We start from the raw sequence: 18,634 nt of genomic DNA, 5'->3' as shown, positions 1-18,634 counted from the left end.
TTTGCACTCCTATCCGATGATGGTAGTACATTAACTATAGACAGTGAACAGATAGTAGACAATGACGGACCTCACGGGCCTAAAGAAATAGTGGGGCAAAAAGCATTGGCAAAAGGATATCATCCAATGGAATTACGTTATTTCGACCAGAACGGAGGACAACTGAAATTAAAAGTAACAGGTAGTGATGGTAAAGAAATTCCGTTCACGCATCTCTATGCGCATTAATCTCACATAAAAAGTTTTTCACCACAGATTATACAGATTTACATAGATTGAATTTCAATGAATTCTCCCATTCAATAATCTGCGTAATCTGTGGTGGAATTAAATCAATCAGAAATAAACCCCGAATCCTATCTTGAATCCTAATTTACTAAATTCTGAAGTATCACTAAAACTCAAGTCATAATATACAGACGGTTCAATAGTCACATTTCTACCCAAGAAAAAAGCATATCCGACTTCCGGTGTCAAACAAACCAGATTCTTTTTAAACCCTACACAAGAAAGGTGTTTATACGCCATTCCTAGTCCTCCATAAATACCGCAACTGGAAAAATAATAACGTCCCTGTGCACCAATACTGGTTTCATCCATTCCATGTTCTACATAATTGCCTTTAAAATTCAGCAACACAGCCACATTATCGGCTACAAATGCGCCGCCGGTTAAAGCAAAACCAAAATTTGTTCCTTCATTCTTGCTATGAGATAGGTCAAGCCCTGTCAATGAAGCATTCACATACCATACATCCTTCTCAAATTGAGCATGTGCACTCAGTGCAGTCATTACCAACAGCATCAAGCTGACTAAAATTTTCTTCATAATGTTGTCGTTTAATAGTTATTTTTTGTTTTCCAAATCACGTTCACGTCTTTCCTCCGCCTTTTCTTTCTTACGAAGGACAATCCATAACAACGCTATAATCATATAGGATAAACCTACTGTGAGATACTTTTCCGTATCACTTATTTCCGTATTGCGCGGAATAAAATAAACGGCCATCGCCGTAGTATAGACCAATAAAGCTACAGGCAACCAAATCGATTTTCTATATTTTTTCATAAACTATGCTGTTTTGTTTCCTATACCAACTTGCAAACCCTATAGCGGCTACCAACGTACAAAGACTACCAATTATATAAGATACATAATCCGAAAACGCTAATCCTTCGGGGGCTATGCAAATATAAGTAGAACATACAGCCGTCATAAACAGGGCAGGAAACAAGGTGATATAATAATTCTTTTTCGCACGTACTAGAAAAACAGTGACCGCCCACAAAGTAAACACAGACAAAGCCTGATTACACCAGGCAAAATAACGCCATATCATATCAAATCCCGCCGCATCACGCTGACTGTACAATAATATACCGATAGTTACCGCAAAAATAGGAATACAAATCAATAAACGTTTCGCTATACTTTTTTGTTCCAAATGCATAAAATCGGCAACAATCAAACGAGCTGAACGCAAAGCGGTATCTCCACTGGTAATAGGAGCGGCAATTACCCCCAGTACAGCCAATAAACCTCCTATCGTACCCAACCATTCCTTGGTTATGCTGTCCACAATAATCGAAGCATTACTCTCCTCCATACCATTTTGATGAAAAAAATAAGTAGCGGCAGCAGCCCAAATCAATGCCACTATCCCTTCGGTCACCATCGCTCCATAAAAAATAGGACGACCATACTTCTCATTCTTCATACAACGTGCCATCAGTGGAGATTGTGTGGCATGAAAGCCACTGATGGCCCCACAAGCAATAGAAACAAACATTATAGGAAAAATTGGTAATCCGGCAGGATGGGTATTATGTAGACCATCCGTAATTTCGGGCAATGCCGGATGATTCCATAACAACATCACCAAAATCCCCACTGCCATAAACAATAAAGCAATGGCAAACAATGGATATATTTTTCCTATAATCTTATCTACCGGCAACAATGTAGCCAACATATAATAGAAAAACACAACAATAATCCAAAAAGTAACATCCATATACTCCGGAGTAAGTTTGGCAAGCAATCCGGCTGGTCCTGCCACAAAAACCGCTCCGACTAATATCATCAGCACAACCGTAAAACCACGCATTAACTGCTTTGTGGGAAGCCCTAAATAACGACCGATAATTTCCGGCAAACTCTCGCCCTCATGCCGAATGGAAAGCATTCCGGACAAATAATCGTGTACCGCCCCGGCAAAAATGGTACCTAAAACAATCCACAAATAAGACGCCGTACCAAACTTCGCTCCCATTATAGCACCGAAAATAGGTCCTAAGCCGGCTATATTCAAAAATTGAATCATAAAAATCTTCCAAGTAGGAAGTGGAATAAAGTCAACACCATCCGCCATGGTCAGGGCAGGTGTCTTCCTAATCTTGTCAGGACCGAACACACGTTCCACATAACTTCCATACAAAAAGTATCCGCCTACAAGAACCAATAATGCAATAATAAAGGTTATCATATTCTATTTTTTGTTTTGTTGGGGCAAAAGTAACGAATTAATTGATTACTTCGTATCTTTGCCCTAAAATTAAAGTAAATGCGAACATTCTTTATAACTTTATTACTAGTCATAGTGAGTTTCTTATCAGTTTTCTCACAACCTAAATATGAAATCCGTGCCACCTGGCTCACTACGCTTGGAGGAATGGACTGGCCTCGTAACAAGGCAATAAACGCATCAGGCATCCGGCGTCAGCAAAAAGAATTATGTGATATACTGGATCGTCTGAAAGCCGCCAATTTCAATACGGTATTGTTGCAAACCCGTCTGCGCGGAGATATGATTTATCCTTCCGCCATAGAAACTTTCGCCGAATCACTGACAGGTAGCACAGGAGGGAATCCCGGATATGACCCTTTGGCTTTCGCCATCGGAGAATGCCACAAACGAGGCATGGAACTACATGCATGGATTGTTACGATTCCTGCCGGAAATACCCGTCAAGTACAATTGCAAGGACGTAGCTCCGTAGTACGGAAAAACCGGACAATTTGCAAACTTTATAAAGGTAACTGGTACTTGGACCCGGGAAATCCGGGAACCAAAGAATATCTGTCATGCATAGTAAAAGAAATAACTTCCCGTTATGATATAGACGGCATTCATTTCGATTACATCCGCTACCCCGAGCAAGCCGATAACTTTCCTGACAAGGACACCTACCGGAAATACGGTAAAGGTAAGGAGTTGAAACAATGGCGGCGTGATAATATCACAGATATTGTGCATAGGCTCTATACCGACATCAAGACTATCAAACCCTGGGTGAAAGTCAGCAGTTCCCCTATTGGCAAATACCGAGATACCAACCGATACCCCTCCCGTGGATGGAACGCTTATCATGTAGTTTACCAAGATGCTCAGAAATGGCTAAAAGAAGGTATTCATGATGCATTGTTCCCGATGATGTATTTTCAGGGAAATAATTTCTATCCTTTTGCATTGGATTGGAAAGAGAATTGTGGTAACCGCTGGATAATACCTGGTTTGGGCATTTATTTCCTCTCTCCCAACGAACAAAATTGGCCGTTGGACGAAATAGTCCGCCAACTTTATTTCACCCGTCAGATAAAACTAAACGGACAAGCCTATTTCCGCAATCGTTTTCTATTAAACAACACCAAAGGCATTTGGGACGAACTCCAAGAGAATTTCTATACCACTCCGGCATTGATTCCCCCAATGACCTGGATGGACAGCATCCCCCCATCCACTCCGGCCATGCCTTCCCTGCAACTGTTGCCGGACGGAAAAATGCACATGAGCTGGCAGATTTCCACAGATAACAACGGAGGTCTTGTCACCTATCATCTTTATGCCTCAGATACCTATCCAGTAGATATCACAGATGCCGGAAACTTACTGGAAACCTATCTCACCCATACGGAATACGAATATACCCCTATTTCACCTTGGCGACAAAAACGTTATTTTGCCGTAACTGCTGCCGACCGTTTCGGAAACGAAAGCGCTCCCTTGGAACTGAATGCAATTTCAGAAACAGACATGCCTTTACTAAATGACGGAGATATTCTCACCCTGCCTGAAATAAAAGAAGCAAAAACAGTGAAAATATTTACTGCTACCGGTGAAGAAATAAAATATTTTGTTTATGCACCCCAAATGTCCATAGCCTCATTACCTGGCGGATTCTATACAGTATATATCTTGAATAATGCAGGAGCACAAACCTTTGTCGGAACAATCGTAAAATAAAAAATGCAAACTGTTTCTTTGGTATGACACATTATGTCGTAGCAGATGCCCGGCTCTCAAAAAGTTTGTCTGCCGGGAATATCCATCTTTGTTGTTAAGTTATAATCTGATAAAACTTTACATACTGTTATTTTTCGTTTCCGCACTGCAATGTTTTTTGTCCCGTCACCGCATTATGCTGATATACAGCGATATATGGTGACGTAATTTTCTGTATCCCCACAAAGTGTTTTTTTCGTTTTTCCTTGCGGAAGCCAGCTCGTCAGATGCCAATTGTCATATTGGATACATAATCTTGATATATTTACGGCAGTATCCGTGCAAGAAGAGTGCACCATCTGTACCATCACTCAGGTGAACAGGCCCTGTCATTCGGGTGAAGAGCCGTTGTCACCTGTGTGAAACCGCCGCTTCACACAGGTGAAGCAATAAAGCCATAAAGCTGTTTTCATGGTAACATACTGCCGGCAAGGTACATCTGTTGGAATTTTGCCGCTATGGGTGCGATGATCGCAATGTTGTACATTGACCGCGATTACCTACCGTTTCGGGGCCTTTATAGATATTTTCACACCGGAACATACTGGTAATGAAGACGATGAAGTGACGGGGAAATTTTATATTTCACGTTAAATTAGGCTGTGTTTTCTTTTATAGTCTTTAAGATATTTGATATTAATAGAGGTGGTTGTACTATGCGTCTTTCTTTATGGCGTTATATTGATAAGGCATTGTAACATATAAATAATGTATGATATCAATGTCAGTTCGATATAAATATTAAATTTACTCGTCTAAAAAATAAGAGTATAGCAATAAATCTAAAACAGGAACGGCAATAATATGGAAACAGAATAAATCTCTTCTCCTCTTTTATTTTCATAAAACTCAAGGCTATAAGCAAAATAATAACTATTTTTGCACATTCAATTGAATAAAATATATAACTCATGAGCAATCAACGATACATGCAGCGCGGTGTGTCAGCATCCAAGGAAGATGTGCACAACGCCATTAAGAACATTGACAAAGGTATTTTTCCACAAGCTTTTTGTAAAATCATCCCCGATATTCTAGGCGGAGATCCTGAATATTGCAACATTATGCACGCTGATGGTGCAGGCACCAAATCATCACTGGCTTATTTGTATTGGAAAGAAACCGGCGATTTAAGCGTATGGAAAGGCATTGCACAAGATGCACTGATTATGAACATCGATGACTTGTTGTGTGTAGGTGCAGTAGATAATATTCTGGTTTCATCAACTATCGGCCGTAATAAGCTACTCGTTCCGGGTGAAGTAATTTCCGCTATCATCAACGGAACGGATGAACTGTTGGCCGAACTTCGCGAAATGGGTGTAGGCGTATACGCTACTGGAGGCGAGACTGCTGATGTAGGTGACTTGGTTCGTACCATCATCGTAGATTCTACCGTAACATGCCGCATGAAACGTACCGATGTCATTAACAATGCCAATATTCGCCCGGGTGACGTCATCATAGGTCTGGCATCTTACGGACAGGCTACTTATGAAAAAGAATACAACGGAGGCATGGGCAGCAATGGACTCACCAGCGCCCGCCACGACGTGTTCGCAAAATACTTGGCTGAGAAATATCCCGAAAGCTATGACAAGGCAGTACCTGAAGAACTAGTATACAGTGGCAATTTGAAGCTGACCGATACTGTAGAAGGAAGTCCGCTGGATGCAGGAAAGCTGGTACTCTCACCTACCCGTACCTATGCTCCGGTAGTGAAGAAATTACTGGATGCGCTCCGACCTGAAATTCACGGAATGGTTCACTGCTCAGGCGGTGCTCAAACCAAAGTCCTGCACTTTATAGGAAACAATTGCCGTGTAGTAAAGGACAACCTGTTCCCTGTCCCCCCTCTGTTCAAAACCATCAAGGAACAAAGCGGCACCGATTGGGAAGAAATGTACAAAGTATTTAATATGGGCCACCGCCTGGAAGTTTACCTCTCACCCGAACATGCCGAAGAGGTGATCGCCATCAGCAAGTCATTCAATATTGACGCGAAGATTGTGGGACGTATAGAAGAAAGTGACAAGAAGGAACTAATTATCAAAAGTGAGTTTGGAGAATTCAAATACTGACAAGCAATATTATAATAACGCTTCCAAGCATGCTACATTAAAAAAAAGATTTTTTTATGGCATGGGAGCAATAATATGCTCATTAGTTACAATTGATACAATACGCGAGTTGTATTTCATCTCTACCGCATGGGGTCATGAAACAACTTGGCATGACATACTATATATAGTAAGAAAAGTACTTGCCATACTTGGGTGGATATTACTCACTTGGTATGTCGCAAATAAATGTTTAGAAAAGAATGGCAGAAAACAATAATACATTACTTGAGAAATTAGACGGGTTAGTGGCTCGCTTTGAGGAAGTTTCCACCCTCATTACAGACCCTAATGTCATAGCTGACCAAAAACGTTATGTCAAGCTCACCAAGGAATACAAGGACTTGAATGACATCATGAAAGCCCGTAGAGAATATATACAATGCCTGAATGGACTGGAAGAGGCCAAACAAATCATGACTAACGAATCCGACCCGGAGATGAAAGAAATGGCACGCGAAGAGGCAAATCTCTGCGAAGTCCGCATTCCAGAACTGGAAGAGGAAATCAAACTACTACTCGTTCCTGCGGATCCGCAAGATGACCGAAATGCTATTCTGGAAATACGCGGTGGTACGGGAGGTGATGAAGCCGCCATTTTTGCAGGTGACCTGTTCCGTATGTACTCCAAATACTGCGAGACAAAAGGTTGGAAACTGGAAGTATCCAGCGCCAATGAAGGAGCAGCAGGAGGTTTTAAGGAAATTATCTGCTCCGTAACCGGAGATAAAGTATATGGCACTTTGAAATATGAATCGGGCGTACATCGTGTACAACGTGTACCAGCCACCGAAACCCAAGGACGTGTACATACTTCAGCCGCATCAGTCGCCGTTTTACCCGAAGCAGAGCCTTTTGATGTGGAAATCAACGAAGGGGAAATCAAGTGGGACACTTTCCGAAGCGGTGGTGCCGGCGGACAGAACGTAAATAAGGTGGAATCCGGAGTACGCCTGCGCTACAACTGGAAGAATCCCAACACCGGGATAGTAGAGGAAATCCTGATAGAATGTACCGAAACCCGTGACCAGCCGAAGAATAAAGAACGAGCCCTTTCTCGCCTGCGTACCTTTATATATGATAAAGAACACCAAAAGTACATTGACGACATTGCCAGCAAACGCAAAACGATGGTATCTACCGGAGACAGATCGGCAAAAATACGTACCTACAATTATCCACAAGGACGTATCACCGACCACCGCATCAACTATACCATTTACAATTTGGCCGCCTTTATGGATGGAGACATTCAAGACTGTATCGACCATTTGACTGTAGCCGAGAATGCAGAACGTTTGAAAGAGAGCGAATTATAATTAAAATATCGTAAACCATAAACTGTAAATATAATAATGAACAAGCAACAATTATTTGAAAATATCCAAAAGAAAAAATCATTCCTCTGTGTAGGGCTAGATACCGACATAAAGAAAATTCCCGAACATCTGTTAAAAGAAGAAGACCCGATTTTCGCCTTCAATAAAGCTATCATTGACGCTACTGCCCCTTATTGCATCGCCTATAAACCCAATCTGGCCTTTTATGAAAGCATGGGCGTAAAAGGATGGATCGCTTTCGAAAAGACTGTATCCTACATCAAGGAAAACTATCCCGACCAATTCATCATTGCCGATGCAAAACGTGGCGATATTGGAAACACTTCGGCTATGTATGCCCGCACATTCTTTGAAGAGCTGGACATTGACTCAGTCACCGTAGCTCCTTACATGGGTGAAGACAGCGTGACTCCCTTCCTGAGTTACGAAGGCAAATGGGTAATCCTGCTAGCACTTACCAGCAACAAGGGTTCCCACGACTTCCAGCTGACCGAAGACACCAACGGCGAACGCCTTTTCGAAAAAGTATTGCGCAAATCACAAGAATGGGCCAACGATGAAAACATGATGTATGTAGTAGGCGCCACACAAGGACGTGCTTTCGAAGACATCCGTAAAATTGTCCCCAACCACTTCCTGCTTGTACCTGGAATCGGTGCACAAGGAGGTTCTCTAGAGGAAGTCTGCAAATATGGCATGAATAGTACCTGTGGACTTATTGTTAATTCAAGCCGTGCCATTATCTATGCGGATAAAACTGAGAATTTTGCGACTGTAGCAGGACAAGAAGCTCAGAAAGTCCAGGCACAGATGGAGAAAATAATGTGCCAATAAAACAATGTGCTAATATGCAAATTACCAGGTAGATACATAGCGTAGTACATTGGTTTATTAGCATATCAGCACACTGAATAATCATTCCCCATGAGTGACCGAAAAATTATAAATGACCCCGTCTTCGGGTTTATCAACATCCCGAAGGGGTTACTATATGACATTGTATGTCACCCATTGCTGCAACGTCTTACCCGCATCAAGCAACTGGGCCTGTCCTCTGCTGTATATCCGGGAGCACAACATACCCGTTTCCAACACTCATTAGGTGCTTTCCACTTAATGAGTGAAACTATCAAACACCTTACCGCCAAAGGTAACTTCATCTTTGACAGCGAAGCGGAAGCCGTACAAGCTGCCATCCTGTTACACGACATCGGACACGGTCCCTTCTCCCATGTGCTGGAAAACACATTGGTAGGAGGTGTTTCACATGAAGAAATCTCCTTGATGCTGATGGAACGAATAAACAAGGACATGAAAGGTCAACTCAATCTTGCCATACAGATATTCAAAGATGAATATCCCAAGAAATTCCTGCACCAACTGGTCAGCGGCCAATTGGATATGGATCGTTTGGACTATTTGCGGCGTGACAGTTTCTATACCGGTGTATCCGAAGGCAATATCGGGTCCGCCCGCATCATCAAAATGCTTGATGTAAAAGACGATCACCTGGTAGTAGAGTCTAAAGGTATTTACTCCATCGAAAATTTCCTGATGTCCCGCCGCCTGATGTACTGGCAGGTATATCTGCACAAGACATCCGTTGCCAGTGAAAAAATGCTGATCAACACTCTGACACGAGCAAAGGAATTAGCTTTACGTGGCGTGGAGCTGTTCGCCTCACCCGCTTTAAGATTCTTTTTATACCACTCTATTGATAAAAAAGAATTTTATAACAGCCCGGATTGTCTTGAAAATTTTATTCAATTAGATGATAATGATATATGGACCGCACTGAAAGTTTGGAGCAATCACAGCGATGTGGTATTGTCCACTCTGAGCCGTGGAATGATTAACAGGAGACTATTCAAAGTAGAGGTGACCTCCTCTTCTATCACAAAAACGCGAAAAGAAGAAATTCTTTCGAGGATAAGTAAACAACTGAATATCAACAAAAAAGAAGCAAAATACTTCCTATCTATATCCAGTATAGAAAACAATATGTATAAAAAGGAGGATGACAGTATTGAAATCATCTATAAAGATGGCAGCACCTGTGATATAGCCAAGGCTTCAGATATGCTCAACATCTCTCTCCTCTCCCGAAAAGTCAAGAAATATTATATATGTTACCTGCGTTCCGAAAACGACGGACATTAAATAATTAGCGAATTGTACGGATATATAAAAAAAAAATGCGTAATTTGCATAATTAATGATGTGTTTACACTAACATGTAACACGCAAGTAACAAAACTGAAACATTTAGAACATAAAGAATTAGACAGTATTATGGAGTTCTCAGCTAAACAAATTGCGGAATACATCCAGGGAATTATTGTTGGCGATGAAAACGCAACTGTGCATACTTTTGCTAAAATAGAGGAAGGCGTGCCGGGAGCGATTTCTTTTCTTTCAAATCCTAAGTATACTCATTACATTTACGATACTCAGTCTACCATTGTGTTGGTAAACAAAGATTTCGTTCCCGAGCAAGAAGTAAAAGCTACCTTAATCAAGGTAGACAACGCCTACGAAAGCCTGGCTAAATTACTGACGCTCTATGAAATGAGCAAACCTAAAAAGACCGGTATAGATCCGCTGGCATACGTTGCCCCCACTGCGAAGTTGGGGAAGGATGTATATATCGCTCCGTTTGCCTGCGTAGGCGATGGTGCTGAGATTGGGGACAACACTTCCCTCCATCCGCACGCTACTGTAGGAAGTCATGCCAAAGTAGGTAATAATTGTACACTTTATCCACATGCCACTATCTATCACGACTGCTTGGTAGGAAACAACTGTACCCTGCATGCAGGCTGCGTAATCGGTGCTGATGGATTCGGATTCGCACCTTCTCCCGAAGGGTACGAAAAAATTCCACAAATAGGCATTGCCATCATAGAAGATAATGTGGAGATTGGTGCTAATACTTGCGTAGATCGTGCCACCATGGGTGCCACCATTGTACATAAAGGGGTGAAACTGGACAACCTGATCCAGATAGCACACAATGTGGAAGTAGGAAGCCACACTGTCATGGCATCACAGGTGGGTATTGCAGGTTCTACCAAAGTAGGTGAATGGTGTATGTTTGGCGGACAAGTAGGACTAGCCGGACATATTAAGATAGGTGACAAGGTAGGTATCGGCGCACAAGCAGGCGTTCCCGGCAACGTGAAATCCAACGAGCAAATTCTAGGCACTCCGGCCATCGACGCCAAGAATTTCATGAAATCATCGGCCGTATACAAAAAACTACCCGAAATGTACGCCACACTGAACGCCATGCAGAAAGAGATAGAAGAATTAAAAAAACAACTAAATAAATAAACCCCATGTTGAAACAGAAGACATTAAGAGGCAGTTTTTCTTTAAATGGAAAAGGCCTTCACACCGGAGTAAACTTGACGGTGACATTCAATCCTGCACCGGACAACCACGGGTATAAAATCCAACGAATTGATCTTGAAGGACAACCAATAATTGATGCCGTAGCAGAAAATGTAGGTGATACCACCCGCGGCACTGTGCTGATGAAAAACGGAATAAAAGTAAGTACAGTAGAACATGCTTTGGCAGCTCTTTATGCAGCTGGTATAGACAACTGCCTGATTCAGGTAAGCGGTCCCGAATTCCCTATTCTGGACGGCAGTGCTAAAGCGTATGTAGAAAATATACAGCGTGTAGGAATCGAAGAACAGAATGCTGTCAAGGATTACTATATTATAAAATCAAAAATCGAATTTAGGGACGAGGAAACCGGATCTTCCATCATTGTTCTTCCGGACGAAAATTTCAGTGTGAACGCACTGATCTCTTATCAGTCTAAAATACTGTCCAATCAGTTCGCCACACTGGAAGACATGGCTAAATTCCCCACCGAGGTAGCTTCCGCGCGTACCTTTGTATTCGTCCGCGAAATAGAACCATTGCTGGGTGCCGGACTGATCAAGGGAGGCGATCTGGACAACGCCATCGTAATTTACGAAAAAGAGATGAGCCAAGAAAATTATGACAAGCTGGCCGATGTCATGGGTGTTCCCCACATGGACGCCACCAAACTGGGCTATATCAATCATATCCCTCTGGTATGGGACAACGAACCGGCACGTCACAAGCTACTGGATATCATCGGTGACTTGGCACTGATAGGCAAGCCCATCAAAGGCCGTATCATCGCCACCCGTCCTGGGCACACCATTAATAACAAGTTTGCCCGCCAAATACGCAAAGAAATCAAACTTCACGAAATACAGGCCCCATCCTATAACTGCAATGAATCCCCCATCATGGACGTAAACCGCATTCGCGAGCTGCTCCCGCACCGTTATCCGTTCCAGTTGGTGGACAAAGTCGTTGCCATCGGCGCGAACCACATTGTCGGTGTGAAAAATGTAACAGCCAACGAACCTTTCTTCCAGGGACATTTTCCGCAGGAACCTGTCATGCCTGGTGTACTTCAAGTAGAGGCCATGGCACAATGCGGCGGTCTGCTTGTTTTGAACTCAGTGGATGAACCCGAAAGGTACTCCACCTACTTCATGAAGATAGACGGAGTGAAGTTCCGTCAGAAAGTAGTGCCGGGAGACACTTTATTGTTCCGTGTTGAATTGTTGGCTCCTATCCGCCGGGGCATCTCCACAATGAAAGGATATGTGTTTGTAGGCGAGAAAGTAGTCTGCGAAGCCGAGTTTATGGCACAAATAGTAAAAAATAAATAACCACTAAAAAAACAACATGATTAGTCCATTAGCATATATACATCCCGAGGCAAGAATTGGTGAGAATGTAGAAATCGGTCCTTTTGTGTTTATCGACAAGAATGTAGTTATCGGCGATAACAACACAATCATGCCTAACGCCAATATACTGTATGGCTCACGCATAGGGAACGGCAACACCATTTTTCCGGGAGCTGTTATAGGCGCTATTCCCCAGGATTTGAAATTCCGCGGTGAAGAAACGACTGCCGAAATAGGTGATAACAACACCATTCGCGAGAATGTAACCATCAATCGTGGTACAGCGGCTAAAGGCAAAACCATAGTGGGCAGTAACAACCTGTTGATGGAAGGGGTACACGTAGCACATGATGCCATCATAGGCAGCGGTTGCATCATAGGCAATGCCACCAAGATGGCAGGTGAAATTATCATTGATGATAACGCCATTATCAGCGGTGCCGTATTGATGCACCAATTCTGCCGGGTAGGCGGTTATGTAATGGTACAGGGCGGTTCACGTTTCAGCAAGGACATTCCTCCTTATATTATAGCGGGGCGCGAACCCATCGCCTACGCAGGAATCAATATCGTAGGACTCCGCCGCCGCGGATTCTCTAATGAACTAATAGAGAATATACACAACACCTATCGCATTATTTATCAAAATGGTATGAACGTTACCGATGCCTTGGAACAAGTACGCAAAGAAATACCTATGAGCAAAGAAATAGAATATATTATTTCTTTCATAGAAAATTCTCAAAGAGGTATCATCAGATAACAAAGTTTTTTATAACTTTACTGCACGAAAAAAAAGTTATATAGTATATACAGTAAAATATATGATTTACAGATTTACAATAATCTCTGACGAAGTCGATGATTTTATAAGAGAAATAAAGATAGACTCGGAAGCAACTTTCTTTGATTTGCACGAAGCGATATTGAAAGCGGCAGGATATAAAGATGACCAGATGACCTCTTTCTTCATTTGTGATGACGACTGGGAGAAAGATCAAGAAATCACACTGGAAGATATGGGAAGTAGTTCGGAAGAAGACAGCTACATCATGAGAGAAACCCGCTTGAGTGATTTGGTGGAAGACGAAAAGCAAAAATTGCTGTATGTATTCGACCCGCTGGCAGAACGAGTGTTTTTCATTGAACTATCGGAAATCATCACCGGCAAAGACCTTGACAAAGCAGTATGTTCGCGCAAAGCTGGAGAAGCCCCTAAACAAACCGTCGACTTTGACGAAATGATGGCAAAAAGCAATAGCGGAAATCTGGATATAGACGAGAATTTTTATGGTGATCAAGACTTCGATATGGAAGACTTTGATCCCGAAGGATTTGATATGGGCGGTGCCTCCTCACCGGACCCTTATGAGCAAGAAAACTATTAATCTTAACGGGGGCGGACGTTAAACGTCTGCCCCTCTCTTTTTATAAACACCATGCCTGACACCCTTATCGTCCTTATCGGCCCTACCGGTGTAGGAAAGACCGAACTAAGCCTTTCCATTGCCGAACACTTCCGGACTTCCATTGTCTCGGCAGATTCACGCCAATTATATGCAGACCTGAAGATAGGAACTGCCGCCCCTACTCCCAAGCAACTGGCGCGTGTTCCTCATTACTTTGTCGGAACATTACAACTAACAGATTATTACAGCGCCGCACAATACGAAGCAGATGTGTTAGCACAACTGGAAATCCTGTACCAAAACCATGACACTGTAATACTGACCGGAGGTTCCATGATGTATATAGATGCCATCTGCAAAGGCATAGATGATATCCCCACTGTAGACAACGAAACACGCCAGCTGATGCTACACCGTTACGAACAAAAAGGACTGGACACTCTTTGCGCCGAACTAAAGCTGCTGGACCCCGAGTATTACAAAATAGTGGATCTGAAAAATCCCAAACGAGTAATACATGCATTGGAAATATGCTACATGACTGGAAAAACTTATACTTCTTTTCGTACCCGCACTCACAAGGAACGCCCTTTCCGCATCATCAAGATAGGACTAACTCGCGACCGCGAAGAATTGTATGACCGCATCAACCGCCGCGTGGACATCATGATGCAGGACGGCTTGTTGGAAGAAGCCCGGCAGGTATATCCTTTCCGGCATCTGAACTCGCTCAATACCGTAGGATACAAAGAAATATTCAAGTATCTGGATGGAGAATGGACATTGGAATTCGCTATCGGGAAAATCAAACAAAATTCCCGTATCTACTCTCGTAAACAGATGACCTGGTTCAAACGAGACAAAGACATCGTTTGGTTCCATCCCGACCAGCAAACAGAAATTATGCAATATATTCATTCAGTTAACCACTAATTACAATCATGAAAAAATTACTAACCTTCATCATGGCTTGCGTCATCAGCCTGGGTGTAACCGCCCAAATCTCGAAAGAAGCATTTGAGAAATGGCATCAAAACAAGTATTCCATGTTCATCCACTTCGGTCTTTATTCCGAACTGGGAGGCGTATGGGAAGGCAGCCCCGTCACCCGAGGATACAGTGAACAAATCCAGTCGTTTGCGGGAATCTTCAGTGATTGGTATGGAGATACCGCTCTGCGTTTCAATCCCACCCTGTTCGATGCAGACGCTATTGTGTCACTGGCCAAAGAAGCCGGTATGCGCTCCATCATCATTACCACCAAGCATCACGACGGTTTCTGTATGTTCCGTACAGCCACCACCGACTATAATTCATACGATGCCACCCCTGGCAAACGCGACTTTATAAAAGAGATGGCGGAAGCTTGCAAACGTGGCGGAATCAACTTCGGCATCTATTTCTCACTGATAGACTGGCATTTTCCACAAGCCTATCCCATCTCCAGCCATAACTGTGATTTCATCACCCCACAACACCATGAATTCACCAAAGCACAAGTTACCGAACTGTTGACCAACTACGGTCCCATTTCTGAACTTTGGTTTGACATGGGTTCCAACACTCCTGAACAAAGCAAAGAACTGTATCAACTAGTGCACAGATTGCAACCAGACTGTATGGTAAGCGGCCGGTTGGGCAACGATCAGTATGACTTCAGTGTCATGGCAGACAACACATATCCCGAAGGCTCTTTGCAGACCGCATGGCAAACAGCAGCTTCCATGTTCGATGAAACCTGGAGCTACCGTTCCTGGCAAAAAAGGGGGGACGTTCACACCAAAGCGATGGAAAAACTGCGCAGCCTGATCAATGTAGTTTCCCATGGTGGAAACTTCCTGCTGAACATCGGTCCCAAAGGCGACGGTTCCGTAGTACCCTTTGAAAGAGAAGTGCTGAAAGAAATCGGTATCTGGTTGAAGAAAAACGGTGAAGCCATTTATGGTACAGAAGCCTCTCCTTTCCGCGAGCAATTCGAATGGGGAACCATTACCCGCAAAGGCAATAACCTCTACCTCATCTTATCGGGCAACCGTCCTGCCGATGATAAAATCACTTTGAACATACCGGGATGCAAACTGCAAAAAGCAGACATTAAAGCGATTCAGAAAGGACAGGAGATGATCTTCACACTGCCCGCCGACGCATATGGAAAAGATATCCAAGTGATTTGCGCCACGTTCGACCAACCGGTGAAACCACAACCTATAGCTGCACAGCGCACTCCTAATTATAGTTATTCCTGTTTCGATTATTACAGCAACTACCGCAGTACGGTGAGCTATCAATGGAGCATCAACAAATCCAACCTCAACGCATTGGAATTTACCTATACTCCGCAGGAGAACGGTAAGGAATTACTGGTTGAAGTAGATGGAACACCTTACACAGTAACCCTTGACGCAAGCAAGGCACAGGCACTAAACCTATCTTCCAAGGCCGTATGGGGTCAGCGTTACTTCTGCGGGCCGGGCAGCGGATTGTTCGATGCTCCTGCCACCATCCATACTGATCCGGAAAAAGCACCGGTAAGAAAAGGACAATGGAAAGAAGTGAATGAGGAAAAAGCCATGTTCCCCAGCAATATTCTGGAAAGTTACTTCCTAATGCAGCAGGTAGAATCGCCCAAAGCACAAGATATTCTAGTAGATGTAGGTGCTGGAAACGGTATCGAAATCTATCTGAACGGCAAGTCTGTAATGAAACACCTCAACCCTTACCGCTGCAAGTTCCGTGAGGAAAAGGTGCTGCTACCACTTCAAAAAGGCAGTAACCAAATTGTGGTAAGAATATACAACCGCTTTGAAAAAGAAACAGGCTATCTGCTGCGCCCATCAGCGGAACAGGTTATCTACAAACAGAAATTCACTTTGCCGCAAGTGGCAAAAGGGAAAGTTCATACTGTTGTTGTAAAACAGAATAATCTGCCATCCATCCATAAGGACACAGAATTATCCAATCTGAATGTAAAGGCAAAATAAAACTCTGCAATAAATAAAAAGCGAAATGCCTCTCCCCGGATGTTTCTGTCATGAAATGTCCGGGGAAAGTTTTATATAAAGAAAACATCATTCTAGAATTTACTAATAACATTGACAGGTCACATGCATGAAAATCATAATATTCATAAAGTACCCTTCATACAGTCTGTTCCGATATTATGCTTTCTTTCTGTCTGCTTGATAATTCAAAATTACCCCCAGTACCATCAGTACAGAAAGTACAATCCATGCAACATTCAGAAAGATTCCTTTCCATTCCTGCCGGGTAATGAACTGTGAATACAAAGGTCGTATAATCGGAGCTTGAGGATGGTGGAGTTTACAGCGGGACCGATCAATGGCCCTTTGATAATCATCTAAATCAAAAATACAACGCTCATAACATACAACGGCTTGTCCTTTCTCATGCCTCACCGGAATAACCCATGCCTTAACTTCCCGCTCCTCATACTTATGACGGGGCAATGAATCGGTAAATGCAGGAGCTACAGAGAAATGATATTGCTTCTGTTCCTTACGATAGCGGTGTCTGCCCATACTTCGTGTCACCTCACGAGTGACAGTCACACTGCTCCTTCGGGCATAATCCACCTCCAGAGTATCGAAAGTAAAATACAGAGCATTATTCCCCCCATTATATAAATCGGTAACAGCATGATAACGCACCACTTCATCTGCCGAATGAAAAAGCCAGTTCTGTAAAGGAATATTAAAGGCCATACTGGCAGCCGCCATCAATATAAGAAAAGGAATTTTCCATCTTGAAGCAATGATAAAAGCCCCTCCGGCGAGAGTGAGTAACGGAGGGAAAGCATACGTCGTAATTTGTAACCAGCCCCCCGGATTAAAACCAAGAGCAACAGTGAACAAGATTCCTGCTAAAGAAGGAATGAAAAGTAATACCAATAACTTAACGACCCAGTTTTTCATTATTCAATATTAGTTTTGTCTTGCCAAAGATAGTAATATAAATCCAAAAAAAGAATCTGTAAATGCTTACAGCAGCTTACAGATCCTTTTCCACTTTATTCTTGCAAGACGAACACGTTCTTTATTTCTCTAATGCTTTTATTAATTCTTTTTTTACGGTATCCACTCCCGGGAAACCGGTGTATTTTTGAATAATACCCCCTTCTTTATCGACAATAATATAAGTCGGAACCCCCTGTATGCTGAACTGCTTGCTCAGGTAATTCCACTGAGCCGCCGTTACTCGGTAATGCTCTCCATGAATATCCGGAATCATGTTATCCCACGTTTCTTTGGGCGAGTTCTCTCCGGCAATAAAAACATATACAATATCTTTACCTTCAAGATCTTTCTTCATCGGTTTCATCTGTTTCATAGCCATTTTGCAAGGACCGCACCAAGTCGCCCAAAAATCGACCAAAATCACCTTACCCTTAAATTTAGAAGTGATAGAATAAAATAAATCTTCATCTTTTACTTCTCCGGATTCATTAACAGTATAACCTTTCTTTTTCTTATTAGCTTCAATCGTTTCCAAAAGACGGTTGTTCATCCTTGTCAGTCTGCTGAGATAATAAGGATCACTCATCTTCCGTATCTCCTCAAAATCATGTATAGTCAATGGAGTGAAGTCACTGATTTTCTGAGCATATTTCATCATTTTCTGCAGATCGAAAAAAAGTCCTTGCTCTGTACCCAAATATCCGGCTATAATCTTTTTCAAGATATAGTCTTGCTGCATAGAACTGAATTCTTTAAACAAATCA

General features: G+C 42.7%; 17 protein-coding genes. 12 read left to right on the top strand and 5 right to left on the bottom strand.

Annotated features, from left to right (window positions below; genetic code table 11):
- On the top strand, positions 1-228 hold a 228-nt coding region (locus AB5935_RS00435), incomplete at its 5' end, for a PA14 domain-containing protein (RefSeq protein ID WP_368327303.1).
- Positions 229-336: 108 nt separating this feature from the next.
- On the opposite strand, the gene AB5935_RS00430 is transcribed toward AB5935_RS00435, so the two are convergent.
- The 3 genes from AB5935_RS00430 to AB5935_RS00420 are packed head-to-tail and all read right to left on the bottom strand — an operon-like array spanning position 337 to position 2,485.
- Positions 337-828, bottom strand: coding sequence for a hypothetical protein (locus AB5935_RS00430; RefSeq protein ID WP_007839795.1), 492 nt, complete (start codon positions 826-828; stop codon positions 337-339).
- 18 nt (positions 829-846) lie between these two features.
- Entirely contained in the window at positions 847-1,068 is a 222-nt protein-coding gene (locus AB5935_RS00425) for a hypothetical protein (protein ID WP_005851069.1), read from the bottom strand.
- Complete coding sequence (locus AB5935_RS00420) at positions 1,055-2,485, bottom strand: carbon starvation protein A (protein WP_007839793.1); 1,431 nt, start codon at positions 2,483-2,485, stop codon at positions 1,055-1,057. Before AB5935_RS00420 ends, AB5935_RS00425 begins: the two co-directional genes overlap by 14 nt.
- 78 nt (positions 2,486-2,563) lie before the next feature.
- On the opposite strand from AB5935_RS00420, the gene AB5935_RS00415 reads away from it, so the two are divergent.
- The 11 genes from AB5935_RS00415 to AB5935_RS00365 all read left to right on the top strand — a co-directional run bounded on the left by AB5935_RS00415 (position 2,564) and on the right by AB5935_RS00365 (position 16,877).
- Positions 2,564-4,243 (top strand): glycoside hydrolase family 10 protein, encoded by a 1,680-nt coding sequence (locus AB5935_RS00415; protein WP_007831704.1) that lies wholly within the window; start codon positions 2,564-2,566, stop codon positions 4,241-4,243.
- Positions 4,244-5,193: 950 nt separating this feature from the next.
- Positions 5,194-6,363, top strand: a complete 1,170-nt coding sequence (locus tag AB5935_RS00410; protein ID WP_007839792.1) for an AIR synthase-related protein — start codon at positions 5,194-5,196, stop codon at positions 6,361-6,363.
- Positions 6,364-6,605: 242 nt separating this feature from the next.
- Complete coding sequence (gene prfA / locus AB5935_RS00405) at positions 6,606-7,721, top strand: peptide chain release factor 1 (RefSeq protein ID WP_007831699.1); 1,116 nt, start codon at positions 6,606-6,608, stop codon at positions 7,719-7,721.
- Between the two features lie 36 nt (positions 7,722-7,757).
- Positions 7,758-8,576, top strand: coding sequence for an orotidine-5'-phosphate decarboxylase (gene pyrF, locus AB5935_RS00400; RefSeq protein WP_005843024.1), 819 nt, complete (start codon positions 7,758-7,760; stop codon positions 8,574-8,576).
- Positions 8,577-8,666: 90 nt separating this feature from the next.
- On the top strand, positions 8,667-9,902 hold the full coding sequence (locus tag AB5935_RS00395) for an HD domain-containing protein (RefSeq protein WP_007831698.1): 1,236 nt from the start codon (positions 8,667-8,669) through the stop codon (positions 9,900-9,902).
- Positions 9,903-10,034: 132 nt separating this feature from the next.
- Complete coding sequence (lpxD, locus tag AB5935_RS00390) at positions 10,035-11,075, top strand: UDP-3-O-(3-hydroxymyristoyl)glucosamine N-acyltransferase (protein WP_007839790.1); 1,041 nt, start codon at positions 10,035-10,037, stop codon at positions 11,073-11,075.
- A gap of 5 nt (positions 11,076-11,080) precedes the next feature.
- Positions 11,081-12,466: a bifunctional UDP-3-O-[3-hydroxymyristoyl] N-acetylglucosamine deacetylase/3-hydroxyacyl-ACP dehydratase gene (locus AB5935_RS00385; RefSeq protein WP_007831696.1), complete on the top strand. Its 1,386-nt coding sequence runs from the start codon at positions 11,081-11,083 to the stop codon at positions 12,464-12,466.
- Between the two features lie 16 nt (positions 12,467-12,482).
- A complete protein-coding gene (gene lpxA, locus AB5935_RS00380; protein WP_007831694.1) occupies positions 12,483-13,250 on the top strand; it encodes an acyl-ACP--UDP-N-acetylglucosamine O-acyltransferase in 768 nt (255 codons plus the stop codon).
- A gap of 61 nt (positions 13,251-13,311) precedes the next feature.
- The gene (locus AB5935_RS00375) at positions 13,312-13,875 is read left to right on the top strand and encodes an IS1096 element passenger TnpR family protein (protein WP_007831688.1); all 564 of its coding nucleotides are present in this window, start codon (positions 13,312-13,314) and stop codon (positions 13,873-13,875) included.
- A gap of 51 nt (positions 13,876-13,926) precedes the next feature.
- The gene (gene miaA / locus AB5935_RS00370) at positions 13,927-14,829 is read left to right on the top strand and encodes a tRNA (adenosine(37)-N6)-dimethylallyltransferase MiaA (RefSeq protein WP_007839788.1); all 903 of its coding nucleotides are present in this window, start codon (positions 13,927-13,929) and stop codon (positions 14,827-14,829) included.
- 8 nt (positions 14,830-14,837) lie between these two features.
- Complete coding sequence (locus AB5935_RS00365) at positions 14,838-16,877, top strand: alpha-L-fucosidase (RefSeq protein ID WP_007839786.1); 2,040 nt, start codon at positions 14,838-14,840, stop codon at positions 16,875-16,877.
- Between the two features lie 177 nt (positions 16,878-17,054).
- Here the strand turns inward: AB5935_RS00365 and AB5935_RS00360 are convergent, their stop codons facing one another.
- Both AB5935_RS00360 and AB5935_RS00355 read right to left on the bottom strand, forming a co-directional pair.
- The gene (locus AB5935_RS00360) at positions 17,055-17,828 is read right to left on the bottom strand and encodes a hypothetical protein (protein WP_007831682.1); all 774 of its coding nucleotides are present in this window, start codon (positions 17,826-17,828) and stop codon (positions 17,055-17,057) included.
- Between the two features lie 121 nt (positions 17,829-17,949).
- A partial coding sequence (locus AB5935_RS00355) for a TlpA family protein disulfide reductase (protein WP_368327302.1) occupies positions 17,950-18,634 on the bottom strand: 685 nt, incomplete at its 5' end.

Origin of the sequence: Phocaeicola sp. RTP21198st1_B8_RTP21198_201120, from assembly GCF_040929485.1 — a bacterium.
GTDB classification, from domain to species: Bacteria; Bacteroidota; Bacteroidia; order Bacteroidales; family Bacteroidaceae; genus Phocaeicola; species Phocaeicola dorei.
The sequence above is the reverse complement of the archived record's forward strand: the minus strand, read 5'-3'. Positions and strand labels throughout refer to the sequence as shown.